Below are 21,246 nucleotides of genomic sequence, written 5' to 3' on the forward strand. Positions count from 1 at the left end.
GCAGTGCGGTGCTATAAAATCTAGCGCAAACGTGAATCATCAGGCCTAAGCCGGATGACGTGCGAATTTTTTCCACTAGCGAATGGATTCACAGAAGCTGATTTTATTAGCCTGGATCTATGAGACGCTCACAACAAAAAAAAGCCGCCTGCTCGATGGTCCGATCACTGCTTCTGCTAGTGACGATGTTGTTTGGTGATTTGCTGCATGCATTGGAATTAGTCGGCTCAAGTCCGCTACCAGCTCATTTCCTGTATTCCCATAAGTTGGCTGAACCTGAACAGCCCGATCCTCTTCGAGGGTGTCACGAGTTGACTCCCGTCATTCCCGGCTTAATTCTCGTCATTCCCGGCTTCATTCTCGTCATTCCCGCGAAGGCGGGAATCCACACTGACTCACCACCAGAACCATACCGCCCGGTGCCCCCCTGGCCTTGTCATCCCCGAGAAGGCAGGGATCCACCGTTGGCGCTGGATTCCCGCCTTCGCGGGAATGACGACCTCAGAGCATGGGAACGAGCTGTTGGAGTTTTGCGACAGCCTCCGGAGCGTGGGAACGAGTTGTTGGAGTTTTACGTGCCCCCTGAAGTTCTGGAGAACACTTCTAATGGTCTGATCACCAGGGGCGCCGCCGGAGGAGATGATGGCGATAAGCCACCTGACGGAAACAGCAGGAGTCCTGAACCAGAGCGTCAACCTTACCTTACCCTTGTTCCTGATCCTGTCCAAACTTGTCTGCAGCAAAAAAAGCAACTGCTTATAATATTACAAATCAAACGACTATGGGCAATTATGACAGGCCAGACCACGCTGGCCCGGATTTTGTCAGACCGGATCATGGTGATTGAATCCGATCTTCTTGATCTGGAAAGGTCAGACCCTGACACGATTCAACCGGGGCTGATTCAGACATGGCTGGCGGAGAACGGTCAGGAACTCAGAGTTTACCGTGAGATGGTTTCTGGCAAATATTCTGGCCGACAGACGGGTAACGGGAAAAAGAATTCATCCTCCCGAACGACCAAAGCATCAACGACCGCGACAACAGGTCAGACCGGTCAGGCAAGCGGATCTGTTGCCCGTAACAGGGGAACCGGTTCGACAGGCGCCAATGGTCGTGGAGGCGATGACCCACTGAAACCCTCAGCTGAGCAGGATACCGGACATTCGGTTGTCGCTTGTTCGAAGTGTGACAAGGCATTGAATTCACAGGAATTAGAGCGTGTAGCAAATCAGACAGCAGCTTCAGCGTTGTTGTGCGACAAGTGCCTTTCGGGCATTCAAGGTAACAAAAGGGTAAGACGAATCCGGGAAGAAGCAGAACCGGATTCATCAGAACCTGCTCGGAAAAAAAAGAAGGGCCCGGCTAGAAAGAGAAAAAATTCAACCGCTGTTGCTGAACCAGCGGCTAAAAAAAAGAAACCGCCAGACACTCAAATTCCCGATGATCCGTTAGAAAAAATAAAAGCAAATATCAAGTACGAATTAAGTCAGGAAGAGCTGAAAAAAGTGCAAACCCTGGTGGCGGTATTCAAGAAAAAAAACATCACTGTAAAAAACACTTTTTATAAGCTGTCTGGTTTTGTAGATAGAAAGTCTTTTAATGGTTTCTTCGATAATGCTGCCGCCTTTTTTGGACACCTTTCTGAAAACTTCAAAAATACAGGCATGCTGACCAGCATGCTGGGTGATAAAAAAAAACATATCCGTAGTTTCGCAGAGCGTAGCCTGAGTGAACTCGAATATTTAGCGAGTTTAGATGCAGTGACTTCTTTCTCGTCCATGAATAATCGCAAAGGCGTGCCTACACATGAACAAGTGAAAGCAATATTGGGCTGGCCAGAATGGAAAGGCAGGGATGGTGAGTTTAATACGAAGTTGTTCCGTTCCTTTTCGTCAATGAACAATGGCAAAGGCATGCTCAAACATGAGCAAGTGAAAGAGGTGCTGGGCTGGCCGGAATGGAAGGACAAGGATGGCGAGTTCAGTATGGAACTGTTCCGCGCCTTCTCATCCATGAACAGTGGTAAAGGCATGCTCAAACATGAGGAAGTGGAAGAGGTGCTGAGCTGGCCGGAATGGAAAGACAAGGATGGCGAGTTCAGTATGGAGCTGTTCCGCGCCTTCTCGTCTATGAATCATGGCAAAGGCATCATGAAACATGAGCAAGTGAAAGAGGTGCTGGGTTGGTCGGAATGGAAAGACAGGTATGGCGAGTTCAATATGGAGCTGTTCCGCTCCTTCTCGTCTATGAATAGCAGCAAGGGCATGATTAAACATGAGGAAGTCAAAGGGGTGCTGGGCTGGCTGGAATGGAAAGACAAGGATGGCGAGTTCAATATGGAGCTGTTCCGCTCCTTCTCATCCATGAACAATGGCAAAGGCATCCTGAAACATGAGCAAGTGAAAGAGGTGCTGGGCTGGCCGGAATGGAAAGACAAGCATGGCGAGTTCAGTATGGAGCTGTTCCGCTCCTTCTCATCCATGAACAATGGTAAAGGCGTGCTCAAAAAAAAGGAAGTGAAAGAGGTGCTGGGCTGGCCGGAATGGAAAGACAAGGATGGCGAGTTCAGTATGGAGCTATTCCGCTCCTTCTCATCCATGAATAGTGGCAAAGGCATACTCAAACATGAGCAAGTCAAAGAGGTGCTGGGCTGGCTGGAATGGAAAGACAAGGATGGCGAGTTCAATATGGATCTGTTTCGCTCGTTCTCGTCTATGAATAGTGGCAAAGGCATGCTCAAACATGAGCAAGTGAAAGAGGTGCCGGGCTGGCCGGAATGGAAAGACAAGTATGGCGAGTTCAGTATGGAGCTTTTCCGCACCTTCTCATCCATGAACAATGGTAAAGGCGTGCTCATAAAAAAGGAAGTGAAAGAGGTGTTGGGCTGGCCGGAATGGAAAGACAAGGATGGTGAGTTCAGTATGGAGCTGTTACGCGCCTTCTCATCTATGAATCATGGCAAAGGCATGCTCAGACAAAAGGAAGTGAAAGAGATATTGGGTTGGCCGGAATGGAAAGACACGGATGGCGAGTTCAGTATGGAGCTGTTCCGCGCCTTCTCGTCTATGAATCACGGCAAAGGCATGCTCAAACAAAAGGAAGTGAAAGAGGTGTTGGGTTGGCCCGAATGGAAACACAAGGGTGGCGAGCTCAATATAAAGCTGCTCCGCATTTTCTCGTCCATGAGTCACGGCCAAGGCTTGCCCAAACATGAGTCTGTGAAAAAAGTGCTGGACTGGGTAGGTTGCCGGGGGACGCCCAATTACAGGCTACTGCAAATCATGTCCAGGCTCTGGGCATCAGCAGGGCTACCTGCTATCAAGATGCTGCAACACCGGGAAACACAACTGAAACAGTTACTGCTTACAGAGCTTACCGGAGAACACAGCGACTCGCGTAATGAAGGAGATGATAAATACAATCATCAGATAAAAACAGTTGCTCTTTATCTTTCCACCCCTAAGCCAGACTGGTCACTAACATGGAGGGTTTTAAAAGAGTTCTGCCAATTTCATGAACAGACTAAAACGGCTCTGATGCTGGAATCATTGATAGGGCTTTTATCTTCTTCTGGAGGTAAAAGCGTCAAACGCTACCTTCAGGCTAATCAACAGGATCGGCATTTCTTGTGGCGTCATTCAATGAAAGCCGTGCCTTTGCGCGTGTTAAATAGAGCAATGTTCCTGTGTTCTTCCGATGAAGACAGGGAGCGTTTAGTCTATTTTGCCAAGCGGCTGAAGTCATTGCCGGATAAAAGACTATGGGAGCAGTATTCAGCTCTGTTGCAACCATTGTCAGGAGTGCTGAAACTCGAATATATGCAAAGGTTCTATCTGGAAATCCTGCAACCCTTAACAAAGGATGATCAGCTGCGTTTTCTGGATGCCAGCCATGCCCAGGCTGTATTCGATCTGTTTCCCTCGTTGAGCGCCCTGCAAAAACTTAGCAGAGAGCATTCTTCCCATTGGTTGAAGAAGCTGCTTGAAGCCTGCCTGCAACTAAAAACCCATGACATCACCAAAGAAGGCATCCAGATACTGTTTGAAGCGCTGTTCAAAACCCATAGTCTTCTACCCTGGGATAACGATATTCCCGATCACTTTCTGTCCGGGATGCAAACGACCGACAACAACCATGTTGAGATACCTGTCTCCGGACTTATTCAATCAGGAGAACAGTTAGCCCTGAGCTATATTTCCGTGTTGATGCAGCACCTCAATGAGATGTCTTTTACCGTCAAAGGGCAGTGGCTTGAGGTTGAGGTGCCAGGTGACGGAGTTCAAAACTACCGCTTTCCAATGCCACAGCTGGAAATACAGGATGAAAAAATGGCCATCAGCAACTGGTCAGAGGAGCAGTTCAGGACTGTTTTGAAAATCACCGGGATATCTGAACACTATTATTTGACCGCAGATCAATGGCAGAAACTGGATAACGTTCAATCCAGGCAAGCTGAAGCCTATCAGCCAGAGAATGAATTGGAACCACAAAAACAGGTGTTCGGCAGTTTATGGTTAAAGCTCAATCAGACAGAAGTCTTTGGCAGCGAAATACTGAATTTACTGGAGGAGTATGAGAGCGAAATGGAGCTTATGCATACAGTGACCCTCCTTAAAAAAGCCAAAATCGATAGCGCTACTCACATACTGGAAGAATGGCGGCAAAGGGCGTGCAGGAAAATAGAACAGTTAAAAAAGCAAGACCCTTTATTATCCGATGTTGATCCTGATGTTTATCAGGATTGTCAGGAACTGGAGTTGCTTGATGAGTGTGGGAGTATTTTCTAAAAAGACTTGTGTCGTCTGATAAGGCTTCTAAAAAAAACTGTCTGCCAACTCCGTTTATGGAAAGCTCGCCAGTGCGGTGCTATAAAATCTAGCGCAAACGTGAATCATCAGGCCTAAGTCGGATGACGTGCGAATTTTTTCCACTAGCGAATGGATTCACAGAAGCTGATTTTATTAGCCTGGATCTATGAGACGCTCACAACAAAAAAAAGCTGCCTGCTTGATGGTCCGATCACTGCTTGTGCTAGTGACGATGTTGTTTGGGGATTCGCTGCATGCACTGGAATTAGTCGGCTCAAGTCCGCTACCAGCTCATTTCCTGTATTCCAATAAGTTGGCTGAACCTGGACAGCCCGATCCTCTTCGAGGGTGTCACGAGTTGACGCCCGTCATTCCCGGCTTAATTCTCGTCATTCCCGGCTTCATTCACGTCATTCCCGCGAAGGCGGGAATCCACACTGACTCACCACCAGAACCCTACTGCCCGGTGCCCCCCTGGCCTTGTCATCCCCGAGAAGGCAGAGATCCACCGTTGGCGCTGGATTCCCGCCTTCGCGGGAATGACGACCTCAGAGCATGGGAACGAGCTGTTGGAGTTTTGCGACAGCCTCCGGAGCGTGGGAACGAGTTGTTGGAGTTTTACGTGCCCCCTGAAGTTCTGGAGAACACTTCTAATGGTCTGATCACCAGGGGCGCCGCCGGAGGAGATGATGGCGATAAGCCACCTGACGGAAACAGCGGGAGTCCTGACCCAGAGCCCCAACCCGTTCTCACCCTTATTCCTGATCCTGTCCAAACTTATCTGCAGCAAAAAAGACAACTGCTTCTAATATTACAAATCAAACGACTATGGGCAATTATAACAGGCCAAACCACGCTGGCCCGGATTTTGTCAGACCGGATCATGGTGATTGAAGCCGATCTTCTTGATCTGGAAAGATCGGACCCTGGCACGATTCAACCGGGGCTGCTTCAGACATGGCTGGCAGAGAATGGTCAGGAACTCAGAGTTTACCGTGAGATGGTTTCTGGCAAATATTCTGGCAGGCAGATGGGCAACGGGAAAAAGAACAAATCCTCCCGAACGACCAAAGCATCAACGACCGCGACAACAGGTCAGACCGGCCAGACAAGGGGATCTGCTGCCCGTAACAAGGGAACCGGTTCGACAGGCGCCAATGGTCGTGGAGGCGATGACCCACTGAAACCCTCAGCTGAGCAGCATACCGGACATTCGGTTGTCGCTTGTTCGAAGTGTGACAGGGCATTGAATCCACAGGAATTAAGACGTTTAGCAAATCAGACAGCAGCTTCAGCGTTGTTGTGTAACAAGTGCCTGTCCGGCATTCAAGGTAACAAAAGGGCAAGACGAATCCGGGAAGAAGCAGAACCGGATTCATCAGAACCTGCTCCGAAAAAAAAGAAGGAGCCAGGTAGAAAGAGAAATAATTCAAAAGCAGCTGCTACTGCACCACCGGCCAAAAAAAAGAAACCGCCAGACACTCAAATTCCCGATGATCCGTTAGAAAATATAAAAGCAAATATCAAGTACGAATTAACTCGGGTAGAGCTGAAAAAAGTGCAAACCCTGATGGCGGTATTCAAGAAAAAAAACATCACTGTAAAAAACACTTTTTATAAGCTGCTTTGTTTCGTAGATAGAGATTCTTTTAATGGTTTCTTCGATAATGCCGCCGCCTTTTTTGGGCACCTTTCTGAAAACTTCAAAAATACAGGTATGTTGACCGGCATGCTGGATAATAGCAAAAAACATATCCGTAGTTTTGCAGAGCGTAGCCAGGATGAACTCGAATATTTAGCGAGTTTAGATGTAGTGACTTCTTTCTCGTCCATGAATAATGGCAAGGGCGTGCCCACAAATAAGGAAGTGAAAGCAATACTGGACTGGCCAGAATGGAAAGACAGGGATGGTGAGTTTAATACGAAGTTGTTCCGATCCTTCTCGTCAATGAATCGTCGCAAAGGCTTGCTCAAACATGAACAAGTGCAAGAGGTGCTGGGCTGGCCGGAGTGGAAAGACAAGGATGGCGAGTTCAGTATCGAGCTGTTCCGCCCTTTCTCATCCATGAACAATGGTAAAGGCGTGCCCACACATGAGCAAGTCAAAGAGGTGCTGAGCTGGCCGGAATGGAAAGACAAGGATGGTGAGTTCAGTATGGAGCTGCTCCGTTCCTTCTCGTCTATGAATAGTGGCAAAGGCGTGCTCAAACATGATGAAGTGAGAGAGGTGCTGGGCTGGCCGGAATGGAAAGACAAGGATGGCGAGTTCAACATTGAGCTGTTCCGAGCCTTCTCGTCCATGAATAGCAGCAAGGGCATGATTAAACATGAGGAAGTCAAAGAGGTGCTGGACTGGCTGGAATGGAAAGACAAGGATGGCGAGTTCAATATGGAGCTGTTCCGCTCCTTCTCATCCATGAGCAATGGTAAAGGCGTGCTCAAAAAAAAGGAAGTGAAAGAGGTGCTGGGCTGGCCGGAATGGAAAGACAAGGATGGCGAGTTCAGTATGGAACTGTTCCGCGCCTTCTCATCCATGAATCATGGCAAAGGTGTGCTCAAACATGAGCAAGTGAAGAAGGTGCTGGGCTGGCCGGAATGGAAAGACAAGGATGGTGAGTTCAGTATGGAGCCGTTCCGCGCCTCCTCATCTATGAATCATGGCAAAGGCATCCTCAAACAAGAGGAAGTGAAAGATGTGCTGGGCTGGCCAGAATGGAAAGACAAGGATGGCGAGTTCAACATGGAGCTGTTCCGCGCCTTCTCGTCTATGAATCATGGCAAAGGCATGCTCATACATGAGCAAGTGAAAGAGGTGCTGGGTTGGCCGGAATGGAAAGACAAGGATGGCGAGTTCAGTATGGATCTGTTCCGTTCCTTCTCATCCATGAACAATAGTAAAGGCATGCTCAAAAACAAGGAAGTGAAAGAGGTGCTGGGTTGGCCGGAATGGAAAGATGAGGATGGCGAGTTCAGTATGGAGCTGTTCCGCTCCTTCTCATCCATGAATAGTGGCAAAGGCATGCTCAAACAAGAGGAAGTGAAAGAGGTGCTGAACTGGCAGGAATGGAAAGACAGGGATGGCGAGTTTAATACGAAGTTGTTCCGATCCTTCTCGTCAATGAACAATCGCAAAGGCATGATTAAACATGAGGAAGTGAAAGAGGCACTGAGCTGGCCGCAATGGAAAGACAAGGATGGCGAGTTCAATATGGAACTGTTCCGCGCCTTCTCATCCATGAACAGTGGTAAAGGCATGCTCAAGCATGAGGAAGTGAAAGAGGTGCTGGGCTGGCCGGAATGGAAAGATGAGGATGGCGAGTTCAGTATGGAGCTTTTCCGCGCCTTCTCATCCATGAATAGTGGCAAAGGCATGCTCAAACAAAAGGAAGTGAAAGAGGTGTTGGGCTGGCCGGAATGGAAGGAAAAGGATGGCGAGTTCAGTATGGAGCTGTTCCGCGCCTTCTCATCCGTGAATAATAGCAAAGGCATCCTTAAACAAGAGGAAGTGAAAGAGGTGCTGGACTGGCCGGAATGGAAAAACAGGGATGGCGAGTTCAATATGGAGCTGTTCCGCTCGTTCTCGTCTATGAATAGTGGTAAAGGCATCCTCAAACATGAGCAAGTAAAAGAGGTGCTCGGCTGGCCGGAATGGAAAGACAAGGATGGCGAGTTCAACATTGAGCTGTTCCGAGCCTTTTCATCCATGAATCATGGCAAAGGCATGCTCAAACAAAAGGAAGTGAAAGAGATGTTGGGTTGGCCTGAATGGAAACACAATGGTGGCAAACTCAATATAAAGCTGTTCCGTGTTTTCTCGTCCATGAATCACGGCCAAGGCTTGCCCAAACACGAGCCTGTGAAAAAAGTGCTGGACTGGATAGGTTGCCGGGGGGCGCCCAATCACAGGTTACTGCAAATCATGCTCAGGCTCTGGGCATCAGCAGGGCTACCTGCTATCAAGCTGCTGCAACACTGGGAAACACAACTGAAACAGTTACTGCTTACAGAACTTACCGGAGAGCACTGCAACCCGCATAATGAAGGAGATGATAAATACAATCGCCTGATAAAAACAGTCGCTCTTTATCTTTCCACCCCCAAGCCAGACTGGTCGCTAAAATGGACGGTTTTAAAACAGTTCTGCCAATTGCATAAAGAGACTAAAACGCTTCTGATGCTGGAATCATTGATAGGATTTTTATCTTCTTCTGGAGGAAAAAGCGTCAAACGCTACCTTCAGGCTAATCAACAGGATAAGCATTTTTTGTGGCGTCATTCAATGAAAGCCGTGCCTTTGCGCGTGTTAAATAGAGCAATGTTCCTGTTTTCTTCCGATGAAGACAGGAAGCGTTTTGTCTATTTTGCCAAGCGGCTGAAGTCATTGCCGGATAAAAGGCTATGGGAGCAATACTCAGCCCGGTTGCAATCATTGTCAGGAGTGCTGAAACTCGAATATATGCAAGTGTTCTATCTGGAAATTCTGCAGCCCTTAACAAAAGATGATCAACTGCGTTTTCTGGATGCCAGCCATGCCCAGGCTATATTCGATCTGTTTCCCTCGTTAAGCGCCCTGCAAAAACTCAGCAGAGAGCATTCTTCCCATTGGCTAAACAAGCTACTTGAAGCCTGCCTGCAACTAAAAACCCATGACATCACCAAAGAAGGCATCCAGATACTGTTTGAAGCGCTGCTCAAAACCCATAGTCTTCTACCCTGGGATAACGATATTCCCGATCACTTTTTGTCCGGGATGCGAACAACCGACAATAATCATGTTGAGGTACCCGTCTCCGGACTTATCCAGTCAGGAGAACAGTTGGCCCTAAGCTATATCGCTGTGTTGATGCAGAACCTCAATGAGATGTCCTTTACCGTCAAAGGGCAATGGCTTGAGGTGCCAGGTGACGGAGTTCAAAACTACCGCTTTCCAATGCCACAGCTGGAAATACAGGATGAAAAAATGGCCATCAGCAACTGGTCAGAGGAGCAGTTCAGGACTGTTTTGAAAATCACCGGGATATCTGAACACTATTATTTGACTGCAGATCAATGGCAGAAACTGGATAACGTTCAATCCAGGCAAGCTGAAGCCTATCAGCCAGAGAATGAATTGGAACCACAAAAACAGGCGTTTGGCAGTTTATGGTTAAAGCTGAACCAGACAGAAATCTTTGGCAGCGAAATACTGAATTTACTGGAGGAGTATGAGATCGAAATGGAGCTTATGCATACAGTGACCCTCCTTAAAAAAGCCAAAATCGATACCGATAACCGCATACTGGAAGAATGGCGGCAACGGGCGTGCAGTAAAATAGAACAGTTAAAAAAACAAGACCCTTTATTATCCGATGTTGATCCTGATGTTTATCAGGGTTGTCAGGAACTGGAGTTGCTTGATGGGTGTGGGAGTATTTTCTAAAAAGACTTTTGTCGTCTGATAAGGCTTCTAAAAACAAACTGTCTGCCAACTCCGTTCATGGCAAGCTTGCCAGTGCGGTGCTATAAAATCTAGCGCAAACGTGAATCATCAGGCCTAAGCCGGATGACGTACGAATTTTTTCCACTAGCGAACGGATTCACAGAAGCTGATTTTATTAGCCTGGATCTATGAGACGCTCACAACAAAAAAAAGCTGCCTGCTCGATGGTCCGATCACTGCTTCTGCTAGTGACGATGTTGTCTGGGGATTCGCTGCATGCATTGGAATTAGTCGGCTCAAGTCCGCTACCAGCTCATTTCCTGTATTCCCATAAGTTAGCTGTACCTGAACAGCCCGATCCTCTTCGAGGGTGTCACGAGTTGACTCCCGTCATTCCCGGCTTAATTCTCGTCATTCCCGCGAAGGCGGGAATCCACACTGACTCACCACCAGAACCATACCGCCCGGTGCCCCCCTGGCCTTGTCATCCCCGAGAGGGCAGGGATCCACCGTTGGCGCTGGATTCCCGCCTTCGCGGGAATGACGACCTCAGAGCATGGGAACGAGCTGTTGAAGTTTTGCGACAGTCTCCGGAGCGTGGGAACGAGTTGTTGGAGTTTTACGTGCCCCCTGAAGTTTTGGAGAAAACTTCTAATGCGCTGATCGCCAGGGGCGCCGGAGATGATGGCGATAAGCCACCTGACGGAAACAGCGGGAGTCTTGACCCAGAGCCCCAACCTGACCTTACCCTTGTTTCTGATCCTGTCCAAACCTGCCTGCAGCAAAAAAGACAACTGCTTCTAATATTACGAATCAAACGACTATGGGCAATTATGACAGGCCAAACCACGCTGGCCCGGATTTTGTCAGACCGGATCATGGTGATTGAGGCCGATCTTCTTGATCTGGAAAGGTCAGACCCTGACACGATTCAACCGGGGCTGATTCAGACATGGCTGGCGGAGAACGGTCAGGAACTCAGAGTTTACAGTGAGACTGTTTCTGGCAAATATTCTGGCCGACAGACAGGTAACGGGAAAAAGAATTCATCCTCCCGAACGACCAAAGCATCAACGACCGCGACAACAGGTCAGACCGGCCAGACAAGCAGATCTGCTGCCCGTAACAAGGGAACCGGTTCGACAGGCGCCAATGGTCGTGGAGGCGATGACCCACTGAGTCCATCAGCTGAGCAGGATACGGGTAACTCAATTGTCACTTGTTCAAAATGTGACAAAGTACTGAATCCACAGGAATTAGAACGTGTAGCAAATCAGACAGCAGCTTCAGCGTTGTTGTGCAACAAGTGCCTGTCGGGCATTCAAGGTAACAAAAGGGTAAGACGAATCCGGGAAGAAGCAGAACCGGATTCATCAGAACCTGCTCCGAAAAAAAAGAAGGGCCCGGGTAGAAAGAGAAAAAATTCAACAGCTGTTGCTGAACCAGCGGCCAAAAAAAAGAAACCGGCAGACACTCAAATTCCCGATGATCCGTTAGAAAAAATAAAAGCAAATATCAAGTACGAATTAAGTCAGGAAGAGCTGAAAAAAGTGCAAACCCTGGTGGCGGTATTCAAGAAAAAAAACATCACTGTAAAAAACACTTTTTATAAGCTGTCTGGTTTTGTAGATAGAAAGTCTTTTAATGGTTTCTTCGATAATGCTGCCGCCTTTTTTGGACACCTTTCTGAAAACTTCAAAAATACAGGCATGCTGACCAGCATGCTGGGTGATAAAAAAAAACATATCCGAAGTTTTGCAGAGCGTAGCCTGAGTGAACTCGAGTATTTAGCAAGTTTGGATGTATTGAGTTCCTTCTCGTCCATGAATAATCGCAAAGGCGTGCCTACACATGAACAAGTGAAAGAGGTGCTGGGCTGGCCAGAATGGAAAGACAGGGATGGTGAGTTTAATACGAAGTTGTTCCGTTCCTTCTCGTCAATGAACAATGGCAAAGGCATGCTCAAACATGAGCAAGTGAAAGAGGTGCTGGGCTGGCCGGAATGGAAGGACAAGGATGGCGAGTTCAGTATGGAGCTGTTCCGCTCCTTCTCATCCATGAACAATGGTAAAGGCGTGCCCACACATGAGCAAGTGAAAGAGGTGCTGGGCTGGCCGGAATGGAAGGACAAGGATGGCGATTTCAGTATGGAGCTGTTCCGCGCCCTCTCATCCATGAACAATGGTAAAGGCGTGCCCACACATGAGCAAGTGAAAGAGGTGCTGGGCTGGCCGGAATGGAAGGACGAGGATGGTGAGTTCAACATTGAGCTGTTTCGCGCCTTCTCGTCCATGAATAGCAGCAAAGGCATGATTAAACATGAACAAGTGAAAGAGGTGCTGGGCTGGCTGGAATGGAGAGACAAGGATGGCGAGTTCAATATGGAGTTGTTCCGCTCTTTCTCATCCATGAATAGCAGCAAGGGCATGATTAAACATGAGGAAGTGAAAAAGGTGCTGGGCTGGCTGGAATGGAAAGACAAGAATGGCGAGTTCAGTATGGAGCTGTTCCGCTCCTTCTCATCCATGAACAATGGTAAAGGCGTGCTCAATAAAAAGGAAGTGAAGGAGGTGCTGGGCTGGCCGGAATGGAAGGACAAGGATGGCGATTTCAGTATGGAGCTGTTCCGCTCCCTCTCATCCATGAACAATGGTAAAGGCGTGCCCACACATGAGCAAGTGAAAGAGGTGCTGGGCTGGCCGGAATGGAAACACAAGGATAGTGAGTTCAGTATGGAGCTGTTCCGCGCCTTCTCATCCATGAACAGTAGCAAAGGCATGCTCAAACATGAGGAAGTGATAGAGGTGCTGGGCTGGCCGGAATGGAAAGACAGGGATGGCGAGTTCAGTATGGAGCTATTCCGCTCCCTCTCATCCATGAACAGTAGTAAAGGCATGCTCAAACAAGAGGACGTGAGAGAAGTGCTGGGCTGGCCGGAATGGAAAGACAGGGATGGCGAGTTCAGTATGGAGCTATTCCGCTCCTTCTCATCCATGAACAATGGTAAAGGCATGCTCAAACAAGAGGAAGTGAAAGAGGTGCTGGGCTGGCCGGAATGGAAAGACAAGGATGGTGAGTTCAGTATTGAGCTGTTCCGCTCCTTCTCATCCATGAACGGTGGTAAAGGCATGCTCAAACAAGAGGAAGTGAAAGAGATGTTGGGCTGGCCGGAATGGAAAGACAGTGATGGCGAGTTCAGTATGGAGCTGTTCCGCTCTTTCTCATCTATGAACAGTAAAAAAGGCATGTTCAAACATAAGGAAGTGAAAGATATGTTGGGTTGGACTGAATGGAAAGACAAGCATGGCGAGTTCAGTATGGAGCTGTTCCGCTCTTTCTCATCTATGAACAGTAATAAAGGCATGCTCAAGCAAAAGGAAGTGAAAGAGATGTTGGGTTGGCCTGAATGGAAAGACAAGAATGGCAAGTTCAGTATGGAGCTGTTCCGCTCTTTCTCATCCATGAATCGTAGCAAAGGCATGCTCAAACACGAGGAAGTGAAAAAGGTGCTGTTCTGGCCGGAATGGAAAGACAAGCATGGCGAGTTCAACATTGAGCTGTTCCGCTCCTTCTCATCCATGAACAATGGTAAAGGCATGCTCAAACAAGAGGAAGTCAAAGAGGTGCTGGGCTGGCTGGAATGGAAAGACAAGGATGGCGAGTTCAACATGGAGCTGTTCTGCGCCTTTTCGTCCATGAACAATAGCAAAGGTATGCTCAAAAATGAGAAAGTGAAAGAGGTGCTCGGCTGGCCTGAATGGAAACACAAGGATGGCGAGTTCAATATGGAGCTGTTCCGCGCCTTTTCGTCGATGAATAATAGCAGAGGTATCCTCAAACATGAGAAAGTGAAGGAGATGCTCGGCTGGTCTCAATGGAAACACAAGGGTGGGGAGTTCAATATGGAGCTGTTCCGCGTTTTTTCGTCCATAAATCACGGCCAAGGCTTACCCAAACATGACCCTGTGAAAAAAGTGCTGGACTGGATAGGTTGCCGGGGGGCGCTCAATCACAGGCTACTGCAAATCATGTCCAGGCTCTGGGCATCAGCAGGGCTACCTGCTATCAAGCTGCTGCAAGACCGGGAAACACAACTGAAACAGTTACTGCTTACAGAACTTACCGGAGAGCACTGCAACCCGCATAATGAAGGAGATGATAAATACAATCGCCTGATAAAAACAGTCGCTCTTTATCTTTCCACCCCCAAGCCAGGCTGGTCGCTAAAATGGACGGTTTTAAAACAGTTCTGCCAATTGCATAAAGAGACTAAAACGCTTCTTATGCTGGAATCATTGATAGGATTTTTATCTTCTTCTGGAGGGAAAAGTATCAAGCGCTACCTTGAGGCTAATCAACTGGATCGGCATTTTTTGTGGCGTCATTCAATGAAAGCCGTGCCTTTGCGCGTGTTAAATAGAGCAATGTTCCTGTGTTCTTCCGATGAAGACAGGGAGCGTTTTGTCTATTTTGCCAAGCGGCTGAAGTCATTGCCGGATAAAAGACTATGGGAGCAGTATTCAGCTCTGTTGCAACCATTGTCAGGAGTGCTGAAACTCGAATATATGCAAGGGCTCTATCTGGAAATTCTGCAACCCTTAACAAAAGATGATCAGCTACGTTTTCTGGATGCCAGCCATGCCCAGACTGTATTCGATTTGTTTCCCTCGTTGAGCGCCCTGCAAAAACTCAGCAAAGAGCATTCTTCCCATTGGTTAAAGAAGCTGCTTGAAGCCTGCCTGCAACTAAAAACCCATGACATCACCAAAGAAGGTATCCAGATACTGTTTGAAGCGCTGCTAAAAACCCATAGTCTTCTATCCTGGGATAACGATATCCCCGATCACTTTTTGTCCGGGATGCAAACGACCGACAGTAACCATGTTGAGATACCTGTCTCCGGAATTATCCCATCAGGAGAACAGTTGGCCCTGAGCTATATCGCTGTGTTGATGCAGAACCTTAATGAGATGTCTTTTACCGTCAAAGGGCAGTGGCTTGAAATTGAGGTGCCAGGTGACGGAGCTCAAAACTACCGCTTTCCAATGCCACAGCTGGAAATACGGGATGAAAAAATGGCCATCAGCAACTGGTCAGAGGAGCAGTTCAGGACTGTTTTGAAAATTACCGGGATATCTGAACACTATTATTTGACCGCAGATCAATGGCAGAAACTGGATAACGTTCAATCCAGGCAAGCTGAAGCCTATCAGCCAGAGAATGAATTGGAACCACAAAAACAGGCATTTGCCAGTTTATGGTTAAAGCTCAACCAGACAGAAATCTTTGGCAGCGAAATACTGAATTTACTGGAGGAGTACGAGAGTGAAATGGAGCTTATGCATACAGTGACCCTCCTTAAAAAAGCCAGAATCGATAGCGCTACTCACATACTGGAAGAATGGCGGCAAAGGGCGTGCAGTAAAATAGAACAGTTAAAAAAGCAAGACCCATTATTATCCGATGTTGATCCTGATGTTTATCAGAGTTGTCAGGAACTGGAGTTGCTTGATGAATGCGGGAGTATTTTCTAAAAAGACTTGTGTCGTTTGATAAAGCTTCTAAAAACAAACTGACCGGTTAAACAGAGCTGCCAGAATATCCACTACCTGGTATCAACCTGTCACACTTTGTCGGCAGACAACGAATGATTCCTGCGTAGTTCAGTGATTTTCACTATGCCATCCTCACTGGATGTGATCACCTGACTGCCATCAGGGCTAAAGGAGGCCGATGAGATCCAGTCATTATGGGCAATGTTGGCTTTTTCTAACCATGAGCCATCATCCTGCTGACCAATGATTTTCGCCGTTTTACAATACATGGCAGTAGTCACTGCGTGGCGGCTATCAGGACTGAAGTTGGCTGATAAGACCCAAAGCTTATGGGGAAAGGAGGCTTTTTCTTCCCATAAGCCATCGGCTTTTCGGCCGTAAATTTTCACTGTGCGATCTTTGCTGGCAGTCGCCAGATGGCGGCCATCGGGGCTGAAAGTGGCTGAGTTGACAGCATCCCTGTGTTGTATAATGGTATTTTTTTTCCATGATCCATTGGACTTCTTCTCAAAGATTTTCGCCTTGCAATCCATACTGGCGGTGACCACATAGCGACCATCGGCGCTGAAGGCGGCTGACAGGACAGCCTCCTCATGGGGAAAAATCTCTTTTTCTTGCCATGATCCATCGGCCTTCTGGCTATGGATTTTTGCTGTCTTATCCTTACAGGCGGTTACTACATGGCAGCCGTCATTACAGAAAGCGGCTGAGTAAACAAATTCGTTATGGGGAAGGGTGGCTGTTAACTCCCATGATCCATCGCGCTTTTGGCTATGGATTTTCGCCGTTCCGTCCATACTGGCGGTCACCACATGCTGGCTATCGGTGCTGAAGGAAGCTGATTTGATCCGATCTTCATGGCGAATGCTGGTGCCTGGTTCCCAGGATTCATTGTCTCCCAGGTCACATATCTTTGCCGTGCCATTATTACTGACGGTTACTACATGGAGACTATCGGGGCTGAAAATCGCTGATTTGACGTGGCCATCATGAGGAATGGTGTTTTTTTTTCCCCATGTTCCATCAGGGTTTTGGCTGTAGATTTTTGCCGTACGGTCTCCATTGGCGGTGACCAGATAACGGCCATCACTACTGAGGGCGGCTGAATTGACTTTACTGAGGTGTCCCAGGCGGATGCGATTCATAATGCTGATGGCTGGGTTGGTTTTATAAGTTTTATCAATGGTAGCTTTAGTGACTAATTCAAAGGTTTTACAGTTAGACATCAGCTCAGCCCTGGTGAAAAATAATAGAGCAGGTAAATAAACACTCGTCGGCCGACGATCCGTAAGCGATTCGATTAACGCCTGATCATTGGAAAACGACTCAAACCAGACACGGAGTTGATTCTTATTTTTTCTGGCGATGGTCATCCTTAGTTGAGACTGGTGTTCTGAAGAAAACTGGCGATACCAGGCTTTTGCCAGCGCGTTATCTTCTCTGATAACGTCGCGAAGTCGGGTACATACCTTTTGTAAACTGCGAATATCCCGAAGTTTCAAATGGCAAAAAATCATGGAGAGTGTATCTGAGGCTAAATCCTGCAATGAACGTTTTTGCTTTTCTTTCTTGTCAGCTATAGCGATGGATCTGCCTGTATGGTTACCCGTCGGTGTTAGCGATAGAGCCTGCGTTAGTGGTGGTTCAATACCGGGCTTATTATTTATTCCATGCATGCCGGGTTCCTGCAAATTATCTTCGATCAGCAAGGGCGTTTAAAAATTATTTAGTCAGTCAGAGACAATTTCAGAATGAAAGTTCATAACAGGTTGGTCAGTGAAACTAACAAAATGACTTTCGGTACATTCAAGAGGGTGTCACTCAGTGACAGCAGACAATTAATGATTCCTTCGTAATTCAGTGATTTTCACTATGCCATCCTTACTGGATGTGATCACCTGGCTGCCATCGGCGCTAAAGGTGGCCGATGTGATAAAGTCATCATGGACAATGTTGGCTTTTTCTAACCATGAGCCATCATCCTGCTCACCAATGATTTTTGCCGTTTTACAACGTTTGATAATTGTCACCAGGTGTCGGCCATCAGGGCTGAAGCTGGCTGGCAATGCATCATTATCATGGTAAAAAGTGGCTTTTACTTTCCATACACCATTGGCTTTTTGACCGTAGATTCTCACTGTGCCACGGCTGCTGGCAGTCAGTAAATGGCGGCTATCGGGGCTGAAGGTGGCCGATTTGTTAATGTAATTGTGTTCAATGAGGGTATTTTCTTCCCATGATCCATCGGACTTCTTCTCAAAGAGTTTTACCCTGAAATCCCTTCTGGTGGTGACCAAATAGCAGCCATTGGGGCTGAAGTTGGCTGAAATGACTTTACCACTGTGGGGAATGGAATCTTTTTCTTCCCATGATCCATCCGCCATCTGGCTATGGATTTTCACCATTTTATCATAAGAGGTGGTTACCACATGGCAGCTATCATCGCTGAAGTTGGCTGAGTGGAAGGCTTTCCTGAGGGTGGCCGTTAATCGCCAGGATCCATCATCCTTTCGGCTAAGGATTTTCCCTGTATTATCACAACCGGTGATCACCGCATGACGACTATCACTGCTGAAGGTGGCTGAATTGATCAGAGCATTGTGGAGAATGGTGGTGTTTGGTTCCCAAGATTCATCCCATGCCAGATCATATATCTTCGCCGTATTTAAACTTACGCTTAATACATGGTGACTATCGGGGCTGAAAATGGCTGACACAACCCACTTGTCATGGGGAATAGTGGTTTTTATTTCCCATATTCCATTAGCCTTGAGGCCGTAGATTTTTGCCTTATGGTCGCCATTGGCGGTGACCAGATAGCGGCCATCAGCACTGAGAGCGGCTGAGTTGACCCTATTGAGGTATGGCATATTCGTGAGATCGGCAATGGGGGTGGATGAGTTCGCTTTATAAGTTTTGTCAATGGTGGCTTTAGTGACTAATTCAAAGGTTTCACATTCAGACATCAGCCTGGCCCTGGTGAAAAATAATAGAGCAGAAGAGTAAACACTTGTCGGCTGGCGATCCGTGAGTGACTCGAGTAACGCCTGATCATTGGAAAACGACTCAAACCAGGCTCGCAGTTGATTCTTGTCTTTAATGGTGAGGGTCATCCTCATTTGATTCTGGTGTGCTGAAGAAAACTGGCGATACCAGGCTTTTGCCAGTGTGTTATCTTCTTTGATCAGGTCGCGAAGGCGGGTACATACCTTTTGTAAACTGCGTATATCCCGAAGTTTCAAATGGCGAAAAATCAAGGACAGTGTATCTGAGGTTAAATCCTGAAATGAAGATTTTATTTCCTTGTCAGGTACTGTAATGGACTTGCCCGCATGATTACCCGTTGGTGTCAGCGATAGAGCTCGTGTTAGAAGTGGTTCAATAGCGGTATTATTATTTATTCCATGCATGACGGGTTCCTGCAATCTTGTTCTTTATCTTTGATCAACAAGGGCGTTTAAAAACTATTTAGTCAGTCAGAGACAATTTCAGAATGAAAGTTCATAACAGGTTGGTCAGTGAAACTAACAAAGTTTCTTTCAGTACATGCAGGATAGTGCTGTTGAGATAGTGTCACTCAGTGACAGCAGACAATGAATGATTCATGCGTAGTTCAGTGATTTTCACTATGCCGTCCTCACTGGATGTGATCAACAGACTGCCATCGGTGCTAAAGGTGGCCGATGAGACACAGTCATCATGGACAATGGTTGCCTTTTCTAACCATGTCCCATCATCCTGCTGACCAATGATTTTTGCCGTTTTGTCATCGCTGGCAGTCACCACATGGCGGCTATCAGGGCTGAAGGTGGCTGATGTGACCGAATCCTTATGGGAAAAGGTGGCTTTTTCTTCCCATGAGCCATCGGCTTTTCGGCCGACTATTTTCACTGTGCCATCGTCGCTGGCAGTCACAAGATGGCGGCCATCGGGGCTGAAGTTAGCTGAGTTTACAATTTTCTTATGTTCGATGGTGGTATTTACTTCCCATGATCCATCGGCCTTCTTGCTAAAGATTTTCGCCTTGCAATCATACACACCGGCGGTGGCCACATAGCGACAATCGGGGCTGAAGGTGGCGGTGACTGACAGGACATCATTATTAATGGGAATAACATCTTTTTTTTCCCAGGTTACGTCGTCCTTCCGGCTGTAGATTTTCACCGTTCCATCGCAACAGGCGGTTATCAGATAGCAGCCATCACTGCTGAAAGCGGCTGATTTAACAGTACTTTCATGGGGAAGGGGGGTTGTTAACTGCCATGATCCATCGCGTTTTTTGCTATGGATTTTCGCCGCCTGGCGGCTACCGGCGGTCACCACCTGCTGGCTATCGGGGCTGAAGGCGGCTGATTCGACGTAAAGGTCATCGAGAGTGGTGGTCTTTGGTTCCCATGATTCATCGCCCAGATCATATATCTCCGCTGTGTTCATCGAACTGGAGATCAGTACATGGTGACTATCGGGGCTGAAAACCACTGATTCGACCCTTTCATCAAAATAGGAAATGGTGGTTTTTATTTCCCATGTTCCATCAGCTTTTTTTTCGTAGACTTTTGCCGTGTAGTCGCCATTGGCGGTGACCAGATAGCGGCCGTCACCACTGAGTGCGGCTGAATTGACTCGATTGTGAAATGCCATATCTGAAATATGGGCAGAGAGATCATTGGAGTCAGCTTTATAAGTTTTGTCAATAGTGGCTACAGTGACTAATTGAAAGGTTTTACATTGAGACATCAGCTCAGCCCTGGTGAAAAATAATAGAGCAGACGAATAAAGGCCTGTGGGCTGGCGCTCTGTAATTGACTTGAGGAACGTCTGATCATTGGAAAACGACTCAAACCAGGCTCGAAGTTGATTCTTGTCCTTTCGGGTGAGGGTCATCCTCAGCTGATTCAGGTATGCTGGCGAAAGCTGTCGATACCAGGCTTTTGCCAGAGCGTTGTCTTCTGTGATCACGTCGCGAAGGCGGGTGCATACCTTTTGTAAACTGCGAATATCCCGAAGTTTCAAATGGCAAAAAATCAGGGACAGTGTATCTGAGGTTAAATCCTGAAATGAAGATTTTTGTTCCTTGTCAGGTACACTAATGGTCCTGCCCGCACTTTTTTCCATTGGTGTTAGCGATAGAGCTTGAGCTTGCGTTATTGGCGGTTTAATAACGGCATTATTTATTCCATGCATGACGGCTTCCTGTAAAGTGGTTATTTATCTTTGATCAACAATGACGGTTAAAACTATTTAGTCAGTCAGAGACAATTTCAGAATGAAAGTTCAAAACAGCTTGGTCAGTGAAATTAACAAAAGTTCTTTCGGCACGTGCAGGATGGTTTTATTGAGATAGTGTTATTGAGATAGTGTTATTGGGATAGTGTTATTGAGATAGTGTTATTGGTTTTCGATAGCTGTCAGTAAAAGTCAGGGTAACGACAGGATGCGCCGGGTTTGGCGCAGTATGAGG

The 21,246-nt window shown here is 47.3% G+C and carries 6 protein-coding genes; 3 read left to right on the top strand and 3 right to left on the bottom strand.

The window, feature by feature from the left end; genetic code table 11:
• Window positions 1-185: 185 nt before the first annotated feature.
• The 3 genes from P6910_RS11740 to P6910_RS11750 all read left to right on the top strand — a co-directional run bounded on the left by P6910_RS11740 (window position 186) and on the right by P6910_RS11750 (window position 15,764).
• Window positions 186-4,790, top strand: a complete 4,605-nt coding sequence (locus P6910_RS11740) for a hypothetical protein (protein WP_317146424.1) — start codon at window positions 186-188, stop codon at window positions 4,788-4,790.
• Between the two features lie 253 nt (window positions 4,791-5,043).
• Window positions 5,044-10,230 carry a hypothetical protein gene (locus P6910_RS11745; protein WP_317146425.1) on the top strand — a complete coding sequence of 1,729 codons (5,187 nt, stop codon included), beginning with the start codon at window positions 5,044-5,046 and terminating at the stop codon, window positions 10,228-10,230.
• 254 nt (window positions 10,231-10,484) lie between these two features.
• Entirely contained in the window at window positions 10,485-15,764 is a 5,280-nt protein-coding gene (locus P6910_RS11750) for a hypothetical protein (protein WP_317146426.1), read from the top strand.
• Window positions 15,765-15,853: 89 nt separating this feature from the next.
• On the opposite strand, the gene P6910_RS11755 is transcribed toward P6910_RS11750, so the two are convergent.
• From P6910_RS11755 to P6910_RS11765, 3 genes are all read right to left on the bottom strand, one after another.
• Window positions 15,854-17,461 (bottom strand): F-box/WD repeat-containing protein, encoded by a 1,608-nt coding sequence (locus tag P6910_RS11755; protein ID WP_317146427.1) that lies wholly within the window; start codon window positions 17,459-17,461, stop codon window positions 15,854-15,856.
• Window positions 17,462-17,623: 162 nt separating this feature from the next.
• Window positions 17,624-19,195, bottom strand: a complete 1,572-nt coding sequence (locus P6910_RS11760) for an F-box/WD40 repeat-containing protein (protein ID WP_317146428.1) — start codon at window positions 19,193-19,195, stop codon at window positions 17,624-17,626.
• 163 nt (window positions 19,196-19,358) lie between these two features.
• Window positions 19,359-20,969, bottom strand: coding sequence for an F-box/WD repeat-containing protein (locus P6910_RS11765; protein ID WP_317146429.1), 1,611 nt, complete (start codon window positions 20,967-20,969; stop codon window positions 19,359-19,361).
• Window positions 20,970-21,246 lie beyond the last annotated feature (277 nt).

Source organism: Endozoicomonas sp. 8E, from assembly GCF_032883915.1.
Lineage (GTDB): Bacteria > Pseudomonadota > Gammaproteobacteria > Pseudomonadales > Endozoicomonadaceae > Endozoicomonas_A.